The organism is Kribbella sp. (assembly GCF_035655035.1).
GTDB lineage: Bacteria > Actinomycetota > Actinomycetes > Propionibacteriales > Kribbellaceae > Kribbella.
In genome coordinates this window covers 1-20,982 of sequence record NZ_DASRVN010000385.1, presented here as the reverse complement: position 1 = coordinate 20,982, position 20,982 = coordinate 1, and the positions used below count along the sequence as shown (strand labels likewise).

The 20,982-nt window shown below is 69.3% G+C and carries 13 protein-coding genes and 2 pseudogenes; 10 read left to right on the top strand and 5 right to left on the bottom strand.

All coding sequences use genetic code 11. The annotated features are described in order from the left end of the window. Positions 1-316: 316 nt before the first annotated feature. Positions 317-595: pseudogene (locus VFF46_RS40640) on the bottom strand (FAD-dependent monooxygenase); the annotation flags it as partial. A gap of 216 nt (positions 596-811) precedes the next feature. On the opposite strand from VFF46_RS40640, the pseudogene VFF46_RS40555 reads away from it, so the two are divergent. The 3 genes and pseudogenes from VFF46_RS40555 to VFF46_RS21595 form a co-directional block, all read left to right on the top strand. Beyond that, a pseudogene (locus tag VFF46_RS40555) lies at positions 812-928 on the top strand (hypothetical protein); the annotation flags it as partial. Between the two features lie 7 nt (positions 929-935). Continuing rightward, the gene (locus VFF46_RS21600) at positions 936-1,073 is read left to right on the top strand and encodes a hypothetical protein (protein WP_325038988.1); all 138 of its coding nucleotides are present in this window, start codon (positions 936-938) and stop codon (positions 1,071-1,073) included. Positions 1,074-1,196: 123 nt separating this feature from the next. Further along, on the top strand, positions 1,197-1,562 hold the full coding sequence (locus VFF46_RS21595) for a response regulator (protein ID WP_325038987.1): 366 nt from the start codon (positions 1,197-1,199) through the stop codon (positions 1,560-1,562). On the opposite strand, the gene VFF46_RS21590 is transcribed toward VFF46_RS21595, so the two are convergent. Further along, positions 1,540-2,184 carry a response regulator transcription factor gene (locus tag VFF46_RS21590; protein ID WP_325038989.1) on the bottom strand — a complete coding sequence of 215 codons (645 nt, stop codon included), beginning with the start codon at positions 2,182-2,184 and terminating at the stop codon, positions 1,540-1,542. The two genes, VFF46_RS21595 and VFF46_RS21590, sit on opposite strands and share 23 nt — an antisense overlap. A 577-nt stretch (positions 2,185-2,761) precedes the next feature. Here VFF46_RS21590 and VFF46_RS21585 point away from each other — a divergent pair. From VFF46_RS21585 to VFF46_RS21565, 5 genes are all read left to right on the top strand, one after another. Then, complete coding sequence (locus VFF46_RS21585; RefSeq protein ID WP_325038986.1) at positions 2,762-8,095, top strand: hypothetical protein; 5,334 nt, start codon at positions 2,762-2,764, stop codon at positions 8,093-8,095. Positions 8,096-8,178: 83 nt separating this feature from the next. Then, on the top strand, positions 8,179-9,459 hold the full coding sequence (locus tag VFF46_RS21580; protein ID WP_325038985.1) for a multicopper oxidase domain-containing protein: 1,281 nt from the start codon (positions 8,179-8,181) through the stop codon (positions 9,457-9,459). A 16-nt stretch (positions 9,460-9,475) separates the two neighbouring features. Then, on the top strand, positions 9,476-10,765 hold the full coding sequence (locus VFF46_RS21575; protein WP_325038984.1) for a multicopper oxidase domain-containing protein: 1,290 nt from the start codon (positions 9,476-9,478) through the stop codon (positions 10,763-10,765). Between the two features lie 11 nt (positions 10,766-10,776). Continuing rightward, positions 10,777-13,803 carry a multicopper oxidase domain-containing protein gene (locus VFF46_RS21570; RefSeq protein ID WP_325038983.1) on the top strand — a complete coding sequence of 1,009 codons (3,027 nt, stop codon included), beginning with the start codon at positions 10,777-10,779 and terminating at the stop codon, positions 13,801-13,803. A gap of 63 nt (positions 13,804-13,866) precedes the next feature. Next, the gene (locus VFF46_RS21565) at positions 13,867-14,346 is read left to right on the top strand and encodes a hypothetical protein (protein WP_325038981.1); all 480 of its coding nucleotides are present in this window, start codon (positions 13,867-13,869) and stop codon (positions 14,344-14,346) included. Positions 14,347-14,367: 21 nt separating this feature from the next. Here the strand turns inward: VFF46_RS21565 and VFF46_RS21560 are convergent, their stop codons facing one another. Together VFF46_RS21560 and VFF46_RS21555 are read right to left on the bottom strand one after the other, a co-directional pair. Then, positions 14,368-15,477 carry a HAMP domain-containing sensor histidine kinase gene (locus tag VFF46_RS21560; RefSeq protein ID WP_325038980.1) on the bottom strand — a complete coding sequence of 370 codons (1,110 nt, stop codon included), beginning with the start codon at positions 15,475-15,477 and terminating at the stop codon, positions 14,368-14,370. Then, entirely contained in the window at positions 15,449-16,114 is a 666-nt protein-coding gene (locus VFF46_RS21555) for a response regulator transcription factor (protein ID WP_325038979.1), read from the bottom strand. The genes VFF46_RS21560 and VFF46_RS21555 overlap by 29 nt, the downstream gene beginning before the upstream one ends. A gap of 216 nt (positions 16,115-16,330) precedes the next feature. On the opposite strand from VFF46_RS21555, the gene VFF46_RS21550 reads away from it, so the two are divergent. After that, complete coding sequence (locus tag VFF46_RS21550) at positions 16,331-18,211, top strand: copper resistance CopC/CopD family protein (protein WP_325038978.1); 1,881 nt, start codon at positions 16,331-16,333, stop codon at positions 18,209-18,211. Between the two features lie 70 nt (positions 18,212-18,281). On the opposite strand, the gene VFF46_RS21545 is transcribed toward VFF46_RS21550, so the two are convergent. Beyond that, positions 18,282-18,779, bottom strand: a complete 498-nt coding sequence (locus tag VFF46_RS21545) for a hypothetical protein (protein WP_325038977.1) — start codon at positions 18,777-18,779, stop codon at positions 18,282-18,284. A gap of 223 nt (positions 18,780-19,002) precedes the next feature. On the opposite strand from VFF46_RS21545, the gene VFF46_RS21540 reads away from it, so the two are divergent. Next, positions 19,003-20,982: discoidin domain-containing protein (locus VFF46_RS21540; protein WP_325038976.1), on the top strand; the 1,980-nt coding region annotated here is incomplete at its 3' end.

The following is a 20,982-nucleotide window of genomic DNA, read 5'->3' as shown; positions in this document are numbered from 1 at the left end:
ACCGCCACCACCGACCAACTCCGCCACCCCAACTGACACAACGACGATGCCCCGCGCAGACGTCACCCCGAGAACTCCCAGTCAGCAACTCGCCACGAAGCACCACCGCCCGACTCCGCCCGCCGAGCGCATCCGCAAGCAGCCGATCGAGCGCGGCGCTACTCACGGCCGGAGGTCTTGCAGCGGGGCCGGGGGCTCAGGTTGTTAGTGGATGACTAAGGCCCGCAGTTGCGAGTTGCCGTTGTCGAGTGCTGCTTGGGCTGGCCGACTAGAGATTTGCTATGTGGGAGGCTTGCTGGATCTGTCGAGCGACGGGTTACCGGGTTGCCGGCGAACTGCGCGAGTGCGGTGGGGATCGGCAGGACCAGCAGGCGTCAGGAGGTCGGACAGTACGGCGGCGTCCCAGCAGGCCGACGGCGGCGCCTTGACCGAGTCGTGGGCTCATGGCGTGGGCGGCGTCACCGGCGAGTGCAATCCGTTGGGTGGTCCAATCGTCGGTGACGACTTGGTGGAAGTCGGCGTAGAAGATTGGGGCTCGGTTTGCATTGCGCAGACGAGCGGTCCTTGTAGACGGCGGTAGGGCTCGGCGAGTTTCGGCGAGTGAGGTGTGGCGGTGATGTCCAGCGCGTCGGTGTTGGGGACCTGGAAGCGGACGACCGCGCTACCGGCGTACGAGGCGTGAGGTCCCGCGAGACGGCGTGCCGTGTCCAGGAGTTGATGCCGTCGGCACCGATCACGGCGTCGTACTGCCCGGTGCCGCCGTCGCTGAAGCCGACCTCGACGTACCCGTCGTGTTCGACGAGGGTGTCGGGTGAGGCCCCAGTGTGCGCCGGTGCTCAGCGTGAAGGAGATCGCTGAGGATCCGGGGCTGCGTGCGGGTGGCACGATCGTCGAGGTCGATCAGGAGGAGCGCGGCGAGTTCCTGACGGTCGGGTGTGTGGTCAAGTTCTCCGGGTTCGCACGGAGATCACCGGTGCCCGCTGCTGGGGGAGCACACCGATGGGGTGCTGGTCGGGCTCGGGTACGGCGGTGCCGCGATCGCGGCGATGCGCTCGGCGAAGGTTGTTGCCTGAGACACCGGGTGTCCCGCGCGTGCTTGCGCGGGGCACTAGCTGGTGGACGGTGGCGGGAGATTGCGGCTAGCCGCCATGTGATCGGCGGGCCTGGCTGCGATGCTGGGAGCTGTGGTGACGTGTGTGATTGTTGACGACAGCGCCGGTTTTCTGGAGGCCGCGCGCCGACTGCTCGAGCGGCAGGGACTCGCTGTGCTGGGCGTCGCGTCGACGGCTGACGAGGCGTTCCGGCGGATTGTGGAGCTGGCGCCCGATGTCGCCTTGGTGGATCTGGATCTTGGCGGTGAGAGCGGGCTCGAGCTCGCCGAGCGGCTGGAGGTCGAGGCCGTGGCGGTGCCGGTCGTTATCGTCTCGACCCATTCGGAGGAGGATTACTGGGATCTGGTCGCTACCAGTCCTGCGATCGGTTTCGTGCCGAAGGCGCGGTTGTCCGCGCGAGCTGTTCGCGCGCTGCTCAGCGGCGCGGCTACCGGGCCTCGAGAAAGGTGACCACGGCCAGTACGCGCCGGTGGTCCTCCTGTGTCTCTTGCAGGTTCAGTTTGCCCAGGATGCTGCGGACGTGTTTCTCGACCGTGCCTTCGGTGACCCACAGCTGTTTGGCGATGCCGAGGTTCGACCTGCCTTCGGCCATCAATGCGAGTACCTCGCGCTCGCGGGCGGTGAGGACGGCCAGCGGGTCCTCGCGGTGCCGGGCGGAGACCAGTTCCTGGACCAGTGCGGGGTCGACGACCGAACCGCCTCTGGCTACCCGGTCGACGGCCTCGAGGAAGTCGGTGACGTCCGCGACCCGGCTCTTGAGGAGGTAGCCGATGCCCCGGCCGCTGGCCAGTAGCTCCATTGCGTGCTCGACCTCGACGTGGGCCGACAGCACCAGGATGCGGGTGTCCGGCAGTTCGGCCCGGATCTGCCGGGCGGCGTCCAGGCCTTCCGAGGTCTGGGTGGGAGGCATCCGGATGTCCACGACCGCGAGATCCGGGCGGAGTTCGCGGACCTGGGCGATCAGCGCCTCGGCGTCGCCGGCCTGTCCCACGACCTCGCAGCCGGAGCGCTCGAGGAGGCTCGCGATGCCCTCCCGCAGCAGGACGTCGTCGTCGGCAACGATGACTCGAATCGTGTTCATGGCTCCGCCGACAGTATCGCAGCGATGGCGGTCTGTGTCGCGTTCGCCCGACGGAGTCCGTGACAGACAGTTGTGGTCGTGCGGACACGCTGCAGCCGTGGACGGCCCGCTCGTACGCCGAAAACTATTCGGCCCCGCTCGTGGGCACCGCGCTGAGGCCGAGAACCAGCGGCAGGCCGATGCCGCCGCGCACCCGGGCCAACAGGACGGCAGTCGCCGGGCCAGGAGAGGGCAGCTGCCCGACCGTCGAGCTGCCGCGCGAGCGCAGTACCGGCGCTACAGTTGCTCTAGGCAACCATCACGGAGAACCCCCGGCCGCGATCGTGCGGTTCACGCCGGATCGCTCGGCGAGCAGCAGGCCAGAAACAGCTCTCGGCGGATCGCGTTCAGCGGGTTCGACGAGTCATTTGGCCGCGCTGCGGCGGTGAGAGACAGATGAGAAGTCTGTCATCTGCCGTCGGATCGGCGGTCGGTGCCGCACTGTTGCGCTGACGGCGTGACCGGTCTGCGGGCCGCACGCGTGGGGGATGGCGAGTGGGGAGGGACCGTGATGTCTCGGTGGAGATCTGTGCCGCGGATGCTGGTCGGGCTCAGCCTGATCGCGGCCGTGCTGTCGGTGGGTCAGCTCGGGCGGACCGCCGCGCCGGCGGCCGCTGCCGAGCCGGGCAGCCTGACGCTGCACGTGGAGAGCGCGAGGTCGGTGAACTCGGGGCCCGGGTTCGTGCACGAGCACGATCCGGTGGCCCACTACAAGTGGCTGATCAACGTCGACGACACGGGTGATCCGGGCACCCGGAGCAACCAGCTGACCGACCGGTGCCTGCCCGCGACGGCGCCCGGCGGTTCCTCCGACCCGAACTTCGCGGACACCTGCCCGTGGCCGTCGACCCGGCCGACGTCCGGCTTCGCGCCGATCGTTGCCCAGGGCACCGAGGTGGACCTGAACGACAACCAGGCACTGGGCAACCTGCCGGCCGGCAAGTACCTGATCTCGGTCACCGCGGACGGGTTCAAGATCGACGGACAGCACTTCACCGTCGCCTCCGGGGCGACCGCGCACGCGGTGGTCCGGATGAACCCGACGCCGCTGCCGCTGACGACGCTGCGGCTGCAGGTCTTCAACGACAACCTCCCGGTCGACGCCACCTTCGAGGCCGACGCCGAGCAGGGTCTCGCGGGGTTCACCGCCACGCTGACCGACGTCCTCGGCCTGGTCAGCACCGACTACTACGGCAACCCGCTGTGCACCGTCTACCAGCACGCGAACGCCAACGGCACCGGCGCGATGCTGTTCGACTCCGGCAACCGGCCGATCATCGACACAGCGCACTCGACCGGGCGCTGTGTGAGTGACGCGAAGGGTGAGATCCTCATCCCGAACCTCGGACCGAACCGGTACGCGGCCACCGTCACGCCGCCCGCCGGACAGGCCGCCCAGTGGGTCCAGACGACCACGCTCGAAGGCGGCCACGACCACGACATCTGGCAGCAGGAGGGCGAGACCGGCTACGACACCGAGCAGCTCCGCGGCGCCGAGCTCGTGTCCGCGACCCAGTTCGGCTTCGTCCGCGTCCAGAGCCTCACACCGCCGGCGGGTACGACGCCGACCGGCGAGATCAAGGGTGTCGTCATCGCCGGACTGCCGTACGTCGGCGGCCAGAACGGCCAGGTCCCGGAGCCGGGTGGCTTCGCCGGGGCCAAGTCCGACGGCCCGATCCCGAGCCCGTGGGTGGCCCTGTCCGACCTCGGCGCCGGTGACGCGGCCGTGTACGTCGGTCGCGGTGCGGCCGACGGCAGCTTCGACATCCAGCACGTTCCGGACGGCAGCTATCAACTCACGATGTGGGACGCCGACCAGGACTACATCCTGTACAGCGTCAACACCGAGGTACACAACGGCGCCGTGACCGACGTCGGCAACCAGATGCTGGTCGGCTGGTTCACGCACGTCCAGGGCAGCGTCTTCATCGATGCCAACGGCAACGGCAAGCGCGACCCCGGCGAGCGCGCCGTACCCGGCTTCGCGCTGACTGTCCGGGAGCGGGACAACTCGCTGATCGACCAGGCGACCAACACCACGGTCACCAACGACTCCGGCAACTACGAGATCAAGGAAGCCTATCCGCTGGGGAAGTGGCTGGTCCTGGAAGGCTTCAACACCCGCTACAAGACCACCGGCATCACCTACCAGGCGGCCAACGAACCGAAACCGACCACGCAGCTGGGCAGCCTGGTCGACATCAACTTCCTGCCGATCATCGGCCTGCGCGGGCGGATCGACTGGGGTGTCCAGCCGTACGACGCGGGCACGAACGGCGGCATCGTCGGCACCGTCACCTACGACACCACCCGCAACGAGCTCGACGCCGCGATGGCCGCCACCGAGCCGTACCAGCCGGGCATCCCCGGCATCCCGGTCCATCTGTACCTTCCGAAGGCTTGCACGGACACCACACCGCCCGAGCTCTGCCGGCAAGGATACGAGACCGAGCCGAAGCAGATCTCCGACGGCAACGGCGGCCTGGTGGACAACCCGAAGTACGGCGCGTTCGTGAAGGGGCCGGAGGTCCAGGACTCCTACACGTCCGAGGAGTGGGCGCCGCCGCGCGGCTGTACGGCGCGGACGTACAACGGCCAGCTGCTCACCGACCAGCAGGCGCTGCCGGCCTTCGGTACCACCGAGAACCGGTTGTGCGTGGAGTCTCCGATGATGGGCGTCGCGGTCGGCGCCAGCGACCGTCAAGGCGGCAGCCAGACCGTGAACGGCAACTACGGGTTCGCGACGTCGAAGATCAATCTCTACCCGGCGACCGACACCGTGCACAACCCGGACGGCCTCGAGCTGTACGCGCCGCTGCCCGCCGGACAGGAGCAGGCGCTGCCGGCCCGCGACTACATCGTCTCGGTCGACATCCCGAACGACCCGGTCGACGGCAAGCCGATGTACAAGGTGACCAAGGAGGAGGACGTCAACGTTTTCAACGGCGACAGCTACCTCCCGCAGGAGAACTACCCACCGTCCACCCCGGCACAGGCCAACGACCCGGCCGGACCTCCGAACCCGACCCCCACGCCGCCGGCCCAGCCGCCGTCCCAGCAGGCGGGGATCATCTCGCCCTGCGCCGGACCGCTGCACACCGTTGACGTGACCAACGAAGCCTTCCTGGCCGGCGGCGGCAGCCCGTTCCAGGGCTACGAACGGCCGCTGTGCGGCGACAAGCTGGTCGCGCTGCGGGCGAACCAAGCCACCGCGCCCAACTTCAACCTGTTCACCGACGTGCCGATCCCGACGCACTTCTGGGGCATCACGCTGAACGACCTCGGGCTCACCCTGGACAAGCGCAGCGTGAACTACGGCGAGGCGCAGGGCCTGCCGTTCGTCCCCGTCGGTCTGTACGACTGGGCCGGCCGCCTGGTCGACACCGTGCACACCGATTTCAACGGCCTGTACGAGGCACTCGAACCGTCGACGAGTACGTACAACTGCCCGCTGCCCGCCGGTCCGTGCCCGAACATGTACCGCTTCGTCGGCAACGATCCAGGACAACCCGGAGCGCTGAATCCCGACTACAACTCGCGGTTCAGAACGATCGCGACGAACTTCCAGGCCTGGCCGGGGCTGTTCACCGTGACGGACGAGGCGCCGACGCAGGTCGCGGCGACCGTCCTGGCCCCGGACACGACCACGGTCAACCCGACAATCTGTGACCTCGGCTCGTCGATCCCGCAACTCCTGGCGGTCGACCGGCCGTACATCCGGCGCAGTGACACGAACCGGTCGATCACCGTGACCGGGTTCGGCTTCGGCGCCGCCGGCGGCCCGGACCGCCTCTCCCTCAACGGTACGGCGATGCCCGTGACGAGCTGGACCGACACCAAGATCACCTTCACCGTGCCGGTGCTGTTCTCGCCCGGCGCCGCCGTCCTCGAGATCACCGGCCACAACGGCAAGAAGAGCGTGAACGGCCTCACGCTGCAGGTGCTGGGACTGAGTGTCCCGATTCTCGCCGGCATGTCCGCGACCAACCCGTTGATCGCGGAGGTCGGCCCGACCAAGCAGTACAGGACCGTCCAGGCCGCGCTCGAGGCGGCCACTCCGACCAGGCTGCGGCCGTACTGGCTGGTGGTGGTCTGGCCGAACGCGCAGACCGCCGCGAATCCGCACGGCGACTACAACGAGAACCTGATCGTGCATCACCAGGTCCGCATCCAGGGCGTCGGCCCGGGCGGCTTCGACGCGGCCGGCACCTGGGTGCCGGGCTCGATCCTCGACGGCTCCGGGTTCAACCTGGACAACCCGAACGGAACGGCGTGGGTCAGCCTGCTGAGCAGTCTGCGGTACTCGGGCAACCCGGCGGTGCCGGACTCGGCCGTGGTCACCGTGCTGGACGATCCGGCGCGCGCCGGGTTCGTCCCGAGCAGCTGGCCGGTCACCCTCGACGGCCTCAGCATCACCGGCGGCGCGCAGGCGGACGTGGCCGGCAACGCGAACGTGCTCACCGGGGCCGTCAGCACGCCGTACGGCGCGGCCGGGGCGCTGATCACCCAAGGCGGCGGCGTCTACGTGCACTCGAACGTCCGTGGCCTGCAGGTGACCGACAACGTCATCCACGGCAACGGCGGCTCGTACGGCGGCGGCATCCGGATCGGTACGCCGTACGTCGGTGACAACCGCAACTACGACCCGGTGATCGCCCGCAACCAGGTCCGCGACAACGGCGGCACGAACCTGGCCGGCGGGATCGGGTTGTTCACCGGCAGCGACGGCTACCGGGTGGAGAACAACGCGCTCTGCGGGAACTTCTCCGCCGAGTACGGCGGCGCCCTGACCGCCTTCGGGTATCAGGCGAACCCGGGCGGCAGCATCGGCGGCCGGATCACCGGCAACCGGATCTGGTTCAACCAGTCGTACGACGAGGGCGGCGGCGTGATGGTCGCGGGCGAACTCCCGGCCACGCCGACGGCCCTGTCGCCGGGCACCGGGCCGGTGACGATCGACGCCAACGTGATCTCGGCGAACCTCGCCAACGACGACGGCGGCGGGATCCGGCTGCTGCAGGTCAGTGGGTCGCACATCTCCCGGTCCGATCCGCAGACCATCCACATCACCAACAACACGATCGCGGACAACGTCTCCGCCCACGAGGGCGGGGGACTGGCGCTGGACGACGCGGCCTTCGTGAACGTCGTGAACAACACGATCACGAAGAACCTGACGACGGCTTCGGCGGTGACCAGCAACGGTCAGCCCGCTCCGGCCGGCCTGTCGACCGCGGCGAACAGCGATCCGTTGCAGGCCAGGCTGAGCACCCCGTCGCTCTTCCCCGGCTCACAGACCCTGGCGGCGACGACGTTCAGCAAGCCGACGCTGCTCAACAACGTCTTCTGGGACAACCGGGCCGGTACGTTCGTCGGCGGGTACGTCTACGGCATCGGCGGGCAGTTGCCCGACGGTACGGCGAACTCCGTGAACAACTGGGACATGGGCGTGGCCGACGTACCGGATGCGTTGCTGACGCCGACGCACTCGGTCCTCCAGGACACGACCGGGACCCAGCCGGACGCCACGAACTCGTCGGTCGACCCGGGCTTCGTCTCGCCGTACGAGGTCGCGGTCAACATCCTGGCGGTTCGGTCGTACCCGGCGTTCCGGCAGGCGGTGGTGGTGGCGCAGTTGCTGCCTCCGGAGCTGGCCGGCGACTACCACCTCGCCACTGCCACGCCCGCCTCGTCGGCGCGGGGGCTCGGAGCGGCCAACACCGTGGTCCGGTGGGGGACCGGCAGCACGGGATTCAGTTACACCGTCACCGCTCCGACGCCGGACATCGACGGTCAGCCACGGCCGACCGGCACCGGAACCCAACGCCGGTACGACGCCGGCTCGGACCAGATGACGCCGTGAATCGTGCGGCCCGCCGGTCCCCCACAGCCCTTACCGGCGGGCCGCACTCACGATTCCGATTCGCACTGCTACGGGAGATCCCGATGACCGACAGCTCACCGTCGCGTGGATTGACGCGGCGTTCACTCCTCACCGGCACCGGTGCCCTCGCGGGCGCGGTACTCGGCGGCAGATTGCTGACCAGCAGCTCCGTGATGGCCGCGCCCAGCCGGGCGACGGCCGCCGCCCGGTCCACCGCGGCGGCGGTGTCACATCCGGTCAGGCAAGTCCACCTGGCCGGCACCGACGGCTGGGTCGCGATGCCCGGCGACGCACCGCCGGACCCGCCGTTCTTCCCGGACCCGCTGGCACCGGCGCCGTTCAACACCTACGTGTTCGGCTTCCGCGACGTGACCGGGATGACCTCGAACCTGGTCGCCGCCCAGCGCGGGAAGGCCCAGATCAGCGCGCCGATCATGGCCTTCGACGAGGAGGACGACATCTACCTCACGCTGACCAACCTCGGGCTGGCGCAGCGGCCGGACCTCTTCGACGGGCACACCCTGCACTGGCACGGGTTCGTCAACGCGATCCCGTTGTTCGACGGCGTACCGGAGCTCTCGCTCGCGGTGCCGATCGGCCGGGACCTGACCTACTTCTACCGGCCGCACGACGCCGGCACGTACATGTACCACTGCCACTTCGAGGACGTCGAGCACGTCCAGATGGGGATGACCGGGATGGTGTATGTGCGCCCGAAGCAGGACCGGACGCCGTTGCACCCGGGGGAGCGGTACGCGTACAACGACGGCGACGGGTCGACGGCGTACGACCGGGAGTTCGCGTTCATGATCACCGAGCTGTGGTCGGCCTCGCACTACCGGGACGCGCACATCCAGGTGAACGACTGGACCGACTTCGACCCGAGCTTCTGGCTGCTCAACGGCCGCGCCTATCCGGACACGATCGCGCCGAACGGTGATCCGCTCAGTACGGCGGCGGGCCGGCTGCAGTACCAGCCGATCTCGTCGCTGATCCGCTGCAACGCCGGCGACCGGGTGCTGCTGCGGATGTCGAACTTGGGGTTCCAGAACCACGCCCTGACCGTGGACAACCTCGACCTGACCGTGGTCGCCAAGGACGCGAGCCTGCTGAAGGGCCGTGACGGTACGACGAACTACCTGACGTCGAACCTGGTCGAGATCGGCCCCGGCGAGAGCCGCGACGTCATCTTCGTCGCGCCCGGACCGGGTGAGTACCTGCTGTACGACCGCAAGTACTCCTATCTCCAGAACGGCGGCGGGCCGGGTTACGGCGGCATGATGACGAAGATCGTCGTCGGCGCACCCGGGACCTATCCCGCACAGACCGCGGCGAACGTGTGACGGGGGCGACGATCCGATGAGACGACTCACGGTCCAGCGCGTGCTGGCCTTGACCGCAGCGGCCCTGCTGGTGACCACACCGGCGCTGGTCCGCGCCCAGGCCTCGGCCGCGGAGATGTCGGAAGGCGCACTCTGCGACACCGATCCGAACCAGACGTTCTCGCTGACCGCGAGCGACGGCTACATCTCCACGCCCGACGGCAACTCGATCTACATGTGGGGCTATGGCAACAGCAAGCGCGGCTTCCAGCTGCCCGGTCCGACGCTGTGCGTCGAGTCCGGGCGGACGGTCACCGTGATCCTGCACAACACGTTGCCCGAGGCAACCTCGATCGTGTTCCCCGGGCAGCAGGGGGTGAAGGCGAACGGGAATCCGGCGCAGCCGCAGTTCGACGCCGGCGGGTCGCTGACCTCGCTGGTCCAGACCGCTGATGCCACCGACGGCTCGGTCACCTACACGTTCACCGCGGGAAGTCCCGGGAGCTACCTGTACGAGACCGGGACGGACGTGGACAAGCAGCTCCAGATGGGGCTGTACGGCGCCCTGGTGGTCCGGCCCGCGGGCCACGCGAACCAGGTGAACGACCGCGCCGACTCGGCCTTCGCCGGCGGCAAGGAGTACGTGTTCCTGCTGTCCGAGGTCGACCCCGACGTACACCTCGCGGTCGAGCGTCATCAGCCGGTCGACGTGAACGCCTCGAAGTCGCGGTACTTCATGATCAACGGCCGCAGCATGCCCGACACCCTGGCGCCGAACAACGCGCCGTGGCTGCCGGGACAGCCGTACGGAGCACTCGTACACATCAAGCCGTACGACGCCACCACCAACCCGCTGCCGGCGACGATCCACTACCTGAACGCGGGCAGCGTGAACTATCCGTTCCACCCGCACGGCAGCGACGAACGGGTCGTCAACCGCGACGGGCATCCGCTGCAAGGCCCGGCCGGCCAGGACCTGTCGTACCAGAAGTACGACCTCGACGTCGGGCCGGGACAGACGCTCGACGTGCTGATGGACTGGCGTGACGTCGAGCAGTGGAACCCGGGCACGAACCCGATCCCGACCCAGATCCCGGCGATCACCGACCAGCTGCTGGTCGGCTCGGACACCTGGTTCTCGGAGAGCGGCTACCTCGGCACCAGGAACCCGGTGCCGTCGAACATGGCGCAGAACAACGAATGTGGCGAGTACTACCACATCGCTCACAGCCACGCGCTGGAACAGGCGACCAACTACGGGGCAGCCTTCGGCGGCATGATGACGGTCTTCCGCATCGACCCGCCCGCCGGCTGTGCGAGCCAGTGAGGACACCGACGATGACGAACAGATTCCGGGTCGCCGCGGTAGGCGTCGCGACCACCGCGCTGGCCGCCGGATTGCTCGCTCCGCTGCCGGCCGGCGCCGTGCCCGCGGTCCCGCAGGCGCCGGCGCACACTTCCGTTGCCGTCGGCAAGCTCAGTCCGCGGGGCTGCACCTTCGGCACCGGCACCGCCGCCTGCGAGCTGTACGCGATGACAGGCACCGCCACCATGCTCGGTACAACGGTGCCGATCTGGGGATTCTCGCCGACCGGCGCGGCCGGCTCCGCGACCGCGCCCGGCCCCGCGCTCGTCGTCCATCAGGGCGACCAGGTCACGGTGACGCTGCACAACCAGCTGGCCGGACAGACCGTCTCGCTCGCCTTTCCCGGGCAAGCTCTGCCGGCCGGCGGTGAGGACACCACCGGGATCGACACGGGGACCCGGACGTACACCTTCACCGCAGACCGTCCCGGTACCTTCGTCTACGAGGCGGGGCACACGCCGGGCGGCGCCCGGCAGGTCGCGATGGGCCTGGCGGGCGCATTCGTCGTACTCCCGCCCGACGGTACGGCGTACGGCACGCAGCCGGCCGGCTACCCGGACACCGGGTACGACGACGACGCGCTCGTCGTGCTGAGCGAGGTCGATCCGGCCTTCAACGCGAACCCGACCACGTTCGACCTGCGCGACTTCACGCCGAAGTACCGGCTGATCAACGGGAAGCCGTACCCGGCCAGCGATCCCGTGGCGACGGACCAGGGGCACAAGGTGCTGCTGCGCTACGTGAACGTCGGCTCGCAGACGCATCCGATGACCGTGCTCGGCGGGCTGCAGAACGAGCTCGCCCAAGGTGGGCACCCGGCGCACTTCGCGACCACCGTGGCGTCGGAGAGCATCGAGCCCGGGCAGACGCTCGACGCCGTGGTGACGATGCCGACCGGACCCGAGGCCAAGCTGGCGCTCTACGAGTCGGCCCGGCACCTCGACAACAACGGTCAGCACACCGCCGACCCGGCCCAGTTCGCGTTCGGCGGCATGCTGACCTTCCTGGACACGAACGCGCCGCCGCCGAGCACGGACGGCGTCGGGCCGGTCTCGACCCACCTCCGCCTGGCGCCGAACCCGGCCACCGGTGAGGTTCCGGTCACCGTGACCGCGGACCTCAGCGACGCCACCACCGGCGGCTCGGCGGTCACCCAGGCCGAGTTCGTCATCGACGACGCGGCCACCGTCGGACCGGGATTCGGTACGCCGATGACGCTGCCGGCCGGCGGTGTCAGCGTCACGGGCGCCACCGGTACGATCACGACCGCGATGCTGGCCGCGCTGGACGCCGGTCGCCATACGGTGTTCGTCCGGGCGCTGGATGCGGCCGGCAACTGGGGTGTCGTCGGCTCGGTGATCCTGAACCTGCCGAAGACCGGTCCGCAGACGATCAACGGCTCGGTCGCCGACGTACCGGCCAACGCGACGGTCCCGGTCACGGTGTCCGCCACCGGGGACGACTCCGACGCGGGTGGCGTGATCACCGCGGCGGAGTACTTCCTGGACACCGCGGGCTCCAACGGGACCGGTACGCCGCTGACCCTGAACCGCAGCGCCACGGTGGTGTCCGAGGACGCCGACCTCGCGCCGGCGCTGCTGCAGACCCTTGCCGAGGGCACCCATCACGTCCTCGTCCACAGCAAGGACTCGCTCGGGTTGTGGGGTCCGACGCTGGACATCCCGCTGCCGATCGACATCACCGGACCCGCTGTCGACGCGGCCGCCGTCGGCCCGAACCCGACGAACGGCGTACTGGCCGACAAGAGCCACCCCGGCAGCCTGCTGGTCTCCGCGGAGATCACCGACAAGGACGCCGGTGGCGCGCTGCAAAGTCTGCTCGTGGACGCCGAGGCGTTCGTCGACCCGGCAGTTCCGAACCCGCGCGGCGGGACCGGACTTCAGCTGTTGCCGGTGGACGGGAAGCTCGACTCCACGGGGGAGACGTTCTACGGCTTGATCCCGCTCACGCAGGTGAAGGCCCTTGCCGACGGCACCCATCATGTGTACGTCCGCGGCGAGGACGCGGCCGGGAACTGGGGACCGTTGTTCGCGGTGAACCTGATCGTGGACAAGACCGCGCCGGTACTCGGCGCGCTGACGGCAACCCCGAACCCGACCAACGGCGCGGACAACCTGACGCTGACCGCTCCCGTGACGGACGCCTCGCTGATCGCCAAGGCGGAGTACTGGCTGGGCACCACGGACCCAGGTGTCGGGAAGGGGATCTCGGTGCCGGTCAGCGTTGTCGCGGGCAAGGTACAGGTCACCGTCCCGCTGGCGTCCGTGCCGCAGGGGGCGCAACTGTTCAACCTCCGGGTCCAGGACCTGGCCGGGAACTGGAGCAAGCCGGTCAGCACCAGCGTCTCGGTCCAGCGGCCGAACCGGATCTTCTCCGACGACTTCGAGTCGGGCGGATTCGGCTTCTGGAGCGCCAGTACGGGCGGGGTCGCCAACACGACCGCGGCCGCCCGGCCGAGCACGCTCGAACCGGGGAGCCTCCGCGGCCTGCAGGTCACGCTGCCGGGCGCCGGCTACCTCACCGACAGCACGCCGACGGCGGAAACGTCGTACCACGCAAGGTTCGTGTTCAACCGGAACACGCTCACCTCGGGGGCCACGGCGTTGAGTCTGCTGCAGGCGCGGACCGGGGCCAACGGTCAGGTGTTCGCTCTCGAGTACCGGTACAGCGCGGGATCCGCGCAGGTGCGGACCGTGTTCGACCGTAGCGCCGGCGGGACGGTCACCGGGGCTTGGGTAACGCTTGCTACCGGCAACCACACGCTGCAGGTCGACTGGACGTCCGGGCCGGCGACGGGTGCTTCGGCGGGCTCGCTGCGGCTGCTGGTGGACGGCGTCAGCCGTTCGCTCCAGACAGGGAACACCAGCACGTTGCGGATCGAGACGGCCTGGCTCGGCGTGTCGGCCGGAACGAGCGCGGCGTCCACGGGGACGGCGTACTTCGACACCTTCAACTCGACGCGATACACGATGCCGTAGCGACCAGGTGTCGGGGTCCGGATCCGTCCGGGCCCCGGCACCGTCCTCGGGAGGGGGACCGCCATGCTGGACACAACAACGCGTGCGCCCGTCGGACGGGCGCGGGGGACCAACCGCCTCGTCGTACTCGGCGCGATCCTCGCGATCGCCCTGGTCGCCGGCGTACTCGTGGGCCTCAAGCTCCGGTCGTCCGGCGATTCCGGGGCGTTCCCGCAGAGCACCTCGATCGAGCAGCAGTACGGCGTCCGGTTCAGCCGGATCGCCGTCGTCGGCGACGGCGGTCTGATCACGCTGACGTACGTCGTCCTCGACAGCGAGAAGGCGACCCGGTTCCAGTCCGACGTCGGGCATCCGCCGGAGCTCCGCAGCGAGGCCCGCGACGGTGGGACCAAGCGGGTGTCGGTGATGAAGCAGGGGCATTCGCTGCGGGTGGGGCAGACCTACTATCTCGTCTACCAGAACACCAAGGGCGCACTGCGGCACGGCGAGCGCGCCGCCATCCACGTCGGCAGTCTGACGCTGCTCCATGCGCCGGTGTTGTGACGCATGGCAGCGTCGACGATGTCAGGAAGCCGGAGCCTCGCCCGAGCGCATCGGCAGGAAGACCTCGAACAGCGCGCCGCCCTCGGGGGCGGAGCCGGCGGTGATCCGGCCCCCGTGGGCGCGGATCGCGGCCTGCGCCATCGCCAGGCCGAGGCCGCTGCCCATCGGGACGGCAGCCGGCGGGCGCCGGTGCCAGAAGCGCTCGAAGACGTGTGGCAGATCGGCAGGCCGGATGCCAGGTCCCGCGTCGGCGACACTGATCACACACCACGGGCGCTCCGGTTTGCAGGACAGCCTGATCCGGTCGCCCGGTTCGGTGAAGTGGACGGCGTTCTCGATCAACGCGTCGAGCGCGAGTTCGAGCCAGTCCGGATCCGCGACGATCCGCAGGCCGGGCGCATCGTCGACGATCCAGTCGCGGTCGGCGCTCTCGCGCCAGTTCTTGTCGATGCCGTCGATCAACCGTCCGAGGTCGAGGTCGACGTGCCGCAGGGCACGACCGGATTCCAGCTTCGCCAGTGCCAGCAGCCGGGTGGACAGCGCGGACAGCCGGTCCATCTGGCGCAGCACGATCCGGTAGTCGTCGGCGGACTCCACGGATTGCGTTGCCACCGGCTCGAGCAGTTCGAGATGCCCGACCGCGATGGTGACCGGCGTACGCATCGCGTGCGACGCCTCCCGGAAGAACTCGCGCTCACGTTCGAAGACCGCCAGCCGTTCCTCGGCCATCAGCTCGACCTCGCGCTGCGCCGCGACCCGGCGGCGGGCATGCCAGACCATCGCGAGGAACAGCAGCGGCATCAGCGGGATCTCGGCCCACTCGGCGCGGCTGGTGCCGTCCTGGAGTTGGTGGACGACCAGGATCCAGCCGGTGCTGACGGTGACCAGCAGGGTGACCAGCAACGTCGGCCGGAGCGGCCAGACCCGGAAGCCGTACACCAGGGTGAGCCCGAGGAAGAGCAAGTGGTACGGGATCACCTCACGCTCGAACATCCTGTTCATCAAGGCCAGCATGGCCACGACGAAGAGCGCGAGCGTGAGGTCGACGAGCCTGGCCCACCTGGGGCCGATCCGGTGCCAGACCAGCCCGCTCACCCGGCTCTCACGCAGTCTGAAGCTGATAACCGACATTGCGCACCGTCTGGATCACGTCCCGGGTCATCTTGCCGCGGAGCCGGCGTACGTACACGTCCACCACGTTGGTCGCCGGGTCGAAGTCGTACCCCCAGACCGCGGACAGCAGCTCGCTGCGTGAGCAGACCGTGTCCGGCTTGCGCATCAGGTGCTGCATCAGCAGGAACTCGCGCTCCGAGAGGGCGGCCTCGCGGCCGTCGATCCGCAGCTTCCGGGTCCGGACGTCGAGCAGGATCGCTCCGACCCGCAGGATGAACTCCCCGGTCTCCTTGATCGCCGGCTCCCGTAGCCCGAACCGTACCCTGGCCAGCAGTTCGCGGATCGCGAACGGCTTCGGCAGGATGTCGACTCCTTGCTCCAGGCAACGAACGCGGGCCTCCGCGTCGGCGACCGCGGACAGGACCAGGATCCGGGTCTCCGGACTGCTCACCAGGACGGCCGCGATCACCGCCGCGCCGTCGACCTCTGGCATCCGTAGATCCAGGACCATCAGGTCCGGTTTGCGGGTGAGCGCGGTACGCAGCCCGTCGCCGCCGTCGGTGGCGGTGAGCACCCGGTAGCCCTCCGCCTCGAGCCCGCGCCGTACGAAGCGCACGACCTCAGGCTCGTCGTCAACCACCAAGATCGTTTTCATCGTTCCCCCCACGCCGGCCGCGGCCGGCGCACCTTCGTCCCCCGAGTCCGTTCCCCAACGGACCCAAGGCCATAGTGACGCCCGGCGCCCCTCCGAGGGAACCCCCTGAGCGCCGGGGGCATGACAGTCACATGAGAACGCCGTCACTTTCCGCCTTGTGGCGCCCCCGGTCCGGGATGGTCACGGAGAGCGCTCGTGGTGTCTGAGGGGGAGCCGATGGAGAAGCCGAAGGGCGGTGCCGCGCGCGGGGCGGTCAGGTTGCGCCGGCGGAGCTGGTGGATCCGTCCACTGTTGCTGACCTTCGTCACGGCCGCGCTCTGGTTGACCGCCGGTGGAGTGGCCGAGGCACACCCGGTGCTGCTCCGGTCCACGCCGGCGGACGGGCAGACGGTGCAGGCCGCTCCGCGACAGATCGACCTGTGGTTCTCCGAGCCGCCGACCGCGGCCGGTATCGAGGTCTCGCTGTCGGATCGCGACGGTAGGGCGATCCCGCTCGGGACCCCGCGGATCGAGGACCGTGGCATCCACCTGGTCCTCTCCGGGTTCCCCACCTTGTCACGCTCCGTGTACGAGCTGCACTGGAGCGTGGTGTCGAAGTACGACCTGCACCGGCTGCAGGGGACGTTGGTCTTCGGCGTCGGACAGGCGGCGACGTCGAACGGCGTACCGGCACAGTCGGTCACGGGGCCGGCGGCGACCGTCCTCGACGTGGTGCTCGGCTGGATGGACCTCAGCGCGACGGCGGTCCTGTGCGGCTGGGCGTTCCTCGCGTCCGTACTGGCGCGGCGCCCGAGTCCGGCGTTGCCGGAGCCGGTGGCCGGTACCTTGCTCGGCCTGGCCGTCGCCTTCGGATTCCTGTCCGTCGTCGCGTCGCTCGTCCGCAGCGGCCAGCAGTGGTCGGAGGCGAGGAGCTCGGGTTCGGGGCTGGCGATCCTGATCGATTCCGGCCAGCTGACCCGCTGGGCGCTCCGCGACGTCGCCGTCATCGGAGTCCTCGTCCTGCTGATCCGCCGGCTACGCGGCGCGCCGTCCACGCCGTCCAGGCCGTCCGGGACGGCGTTGCTGGTGGTCTTCCTGCTCGCCGACCTCGTGCTGCGGTCGGCGAGCAGCCATGCCCAGAGCGGGCCGGTGTCGCTGCTCGTCCTGTCCGCGCACCAGGCGGCAGGGCTCACCTGGGCCGGTGGGCTCGGCCTGCTCGCCCTGCTGACCGGCCAGTTGCGCAACGAGCGAGACAAGGCGTTTCGTTTCTGGAGGGCTTTCGGGCCGGTGGCAACGGTCTGCGTGGCGGTCCTCGCGGTGACAGGCCTGCTGCTGGCGGGACGTCAGGTCGCGACCGTTGACGCTGCCATCGGTACCCTCTACGGCAAGGCGCTGCTGGTGAAACTCGCAGTCGTCGCGGTCCTGATGGCGTTCGGCCTGAGATCCGCCCGGGGCATGCATCCCTGGTTGACGCGGCAGCCGGCGCGTGCACCGAGGACACCGAGTCCGCGGGGGCAGGTGATCGCTCCCTTGCTCGGCGTCGGGATCCTTCTGTTCGCCGTGGTGCTCGCCGTTGTGCCTCCCGCACGTGGTCCCCAGTTCGACAAGCCGGAGCCGGTCGCGGCGCGGACGGCGTACCAGGTCGACGATCTGCTGATCACGGTGGCCCTGACACCGAATACTCCCGGCCGCAGCCTGCTGCTGGTGGACGCGGTCAGCAGCCGGCGACCGGTGCCCGGCCCGATCACCGGGATGACCGCAGACCTCGGCGCGGTCACCGGCCTGCGGCTCAAGCGTACGCAGCAGACCGGTCAGGGTGGGGCGCGGTGGCAGAGTGCCGTCGACGTCGACGCAACAGGCGAGCTGCCGTTGCGCATCGTGGTCGTCCGTGGCAACGCCCGACCCACGACGGCCACCAGCACGTGGGTTGTTCCCGGCGGTGTCGCTCCCCGCCCTGTGCTCGTCTCGAACAGTCCGATCACGCCGTGGACGAACGCCGCCGCGGCGGTCCTCGCAGTACTCGCCCTGTTCCTCGGCGCGGCCCTTGCCCGTCGTCGGGACCAGGCGGCCGAGGGGCACGAGCTCGATCCCGCCGGTCGTCGCGCAGGAGCAGGATGACGATGACGGCGAGGATGATCAGGCAGACGACGGCGAACGCGGTCAGCGACACCGGGCTGCTGCCGGGGTGTCAGCTGAGGGTGCCGTTGATCGCCACCGGCGTCCCGTCGACGACGAGCGCAACGGTCCAGGTTCTGATCAGGTGCAGCTTGTGCGGTTCCCGGACCACTACGTCTGGGCGGCCCGACCCTGTCCAGCGAATCCGGTCGTCGCGGAACTGCGCAGTGGCCGACGTGGAAACCTGCCGCCAGACCGGGTCCGGGCCCGGGTCGGCCGGAGCGTGGCGGGTGGCACCCGTGTCCAGGTAGTTGGCCGGCGCGTGCGTACTGAGCCATACACCGTGCGACGTGACCCTCAGATATTCCTCGTGACTCGCTCCGAGTACGACGAGAGTCCGGCGCGTCGGATTGGTGATCCGGAGATACCGCCCGTCGGGCGCCACGGAGATGTGCGTGCCCGGAACCGCGGGCTCGATACTCGTGACCACACTGGCGAAGTGCGGCAACCCACCATGCGCGAACGCCGGCTCGCCCCACGCCGCCCACAACGCGACAACAACCCCCACCACGGCCCCAACCCGCCCCGCAACACCCCGAGCCTGCATCCCAACCCCTCCCACCCACCAACATTCTGAGCCGCGCCACCCCCACACGGAAGACATCACTGTCGTCTTGCGTTTTCTTCGTGTTCGGAGCCGGGCCATGTGTCGTCCCTAAGTTCCTTGGCGGGTTTAGCCCCTTGGAAGGGATGAGTCGATGCAAGTAACACGTCAGAGACGTGAGAAGAACAGCATGGGTCTCCGTGCTCGACGGCTGGGACGCAAGCCGCTCCTCGTGACCGCCGCCCTGGCCGTCGTCGCCGCGAGCGGTACCAGCGCGTTCGCGCAGACCGACCAGTTCGGGTTCCAGCACGTCGGTCAGGTCACCGGCCAGGGCCAGGTCGTGGCCGACGACCAGTACATCAAGCCGATCGGTCAGCGCCTGGTCATCCCTTACGGCAAGATCATGTCGTCATCGGTCAGCCCGGACGGCACGCACCTGGCGGCGTCACTCACCGACGGCGGGCAGGTGCTCGCCATCGTGGACCTGAAGAGCTACAAGGTGCAGCAGTACGTCGGCACCAACGCCCAGTCGGACCTGCGGGTCAGCGGCGGCGACGTGGGCCAGGAAGGCCCGACGTACTCGCCCGACGGTTCGCAGCTGTGGCTGGGCCGGATCGACGGGTACACCAAGTTCACCGTGAACTCCGACGGCAGCCTGGCCAACCCCACGAACGTCAGCATCCCCGCGCAGGGCTCGAAGCACGCACTCTCGGCCGCGCCGGTGTTCTCGGCCGACGGCAAGACCGTGTACGTCGCTGTCAACGGCCAGAACCGGGTGATCGCCCTCGACGCGGCGACCGGCGCCGTACAGCAGAGCTGGCCGGTGGGCATCGCCCCGCGCGGCATGGTCAAGGTCGGCAGCAAGCTGTACGTCAGCAACGAGGGCGGGCGCCCGGCCAGGCCGATGCCCGGCAGCCTGCTCGACCAGGTCAGCACGATCACCGCGAGCGGCGACAACCCGCCGAACGAGGCCGCGGCGAACCTGAAGGACCAGGATCCGGCGACCAAGTGGCTGGCGAAGCAGCCGACCGGCTGGGTCACCTATCAGCTGGCGAAGCCCGCCGCGGTCGTGCACTACTCACTGACCTCCGCGAACGACTCGCCCGGCCGCGACCCCAAGGACTTCACCCTGCAGGGGTCGAACGACGGCAGCGCATGGACCGACCTCGACAAGCGGACGGCGCAGCGCTTCGACTCGCGGTACATCACCAACAGCTACACGTTCAAGAACACCACCGCGTACCGCTACTACCGGCTGAACGTCACCGCGAACTACGGGGACTCGCTCCTGCAGCTCAGCGGATGGGACATCAGCGACTCCACGGCCCCGGCCGAGTCCACGATGAACTCGTACGGCACCGCGGTACCGGCCGATCCGTTCACCGGTTCGTCCACGACGGGCACGGTCAGCGTCATCGACCTGGCGAACCCGGCGGCCGCTCCCGCGAGCATCGGCGTGGGCCTGCACCCGACGTCCGTGTACGCCAAGAACGACGCGGTGTTCGTCACCAACACGGCCGGCGACAACCTGTCGGTCATCGACAGCAAGAACGACAAGGTCGTCCAGACCATCGCCACCCAGCCCTGGCCGGAAGCCGCCGTCGGCTACGAGCCCACCGCGGTGACTGTCACCGACGACGGCCACCTGCTGGTGACCCTCGGCCGCGCCAACGCGGTCGCCGTCTACCGCTACAAGCGTGCGCTGGAGCCCGTCAGCTACATCGGCCTCCTCCCCACGGACTACTTCCCGTCGGAAGTCACCACCGCCGGCGGCAACGTGGTGGTCTCGAACACCCGCGGCATCGATGCCCTCCGCAACAGCACCAGCAGCAGCCACGGCACCCACGACACGACCTCGAGCCTGCAGCAGTTCAAGCTGCCGGACGACGGTGTCATCAGGGCGTCCACGGAGCAGGTCTTCAAGCAGAACGGCTGGACGCCGAACTCGGTGAAGTCCGCCACCGGCCACGGCGCCAAGCCGGTGGCTGTCCCGGCGAAGCTCGGCGACCCGTCGACGATCAAGCATGTCTTCCTGATCGTCAAGGAGAACCGGACCTACGACCAGGTGTACGGCGACATCCCGCAGGGCAACGGCGACCCGGCGCTGACGCAGTACGGCGAGAACGTGACGCCGAACCAGCACGCGCTGGCGAAGCAGTTCGGGCTGTAC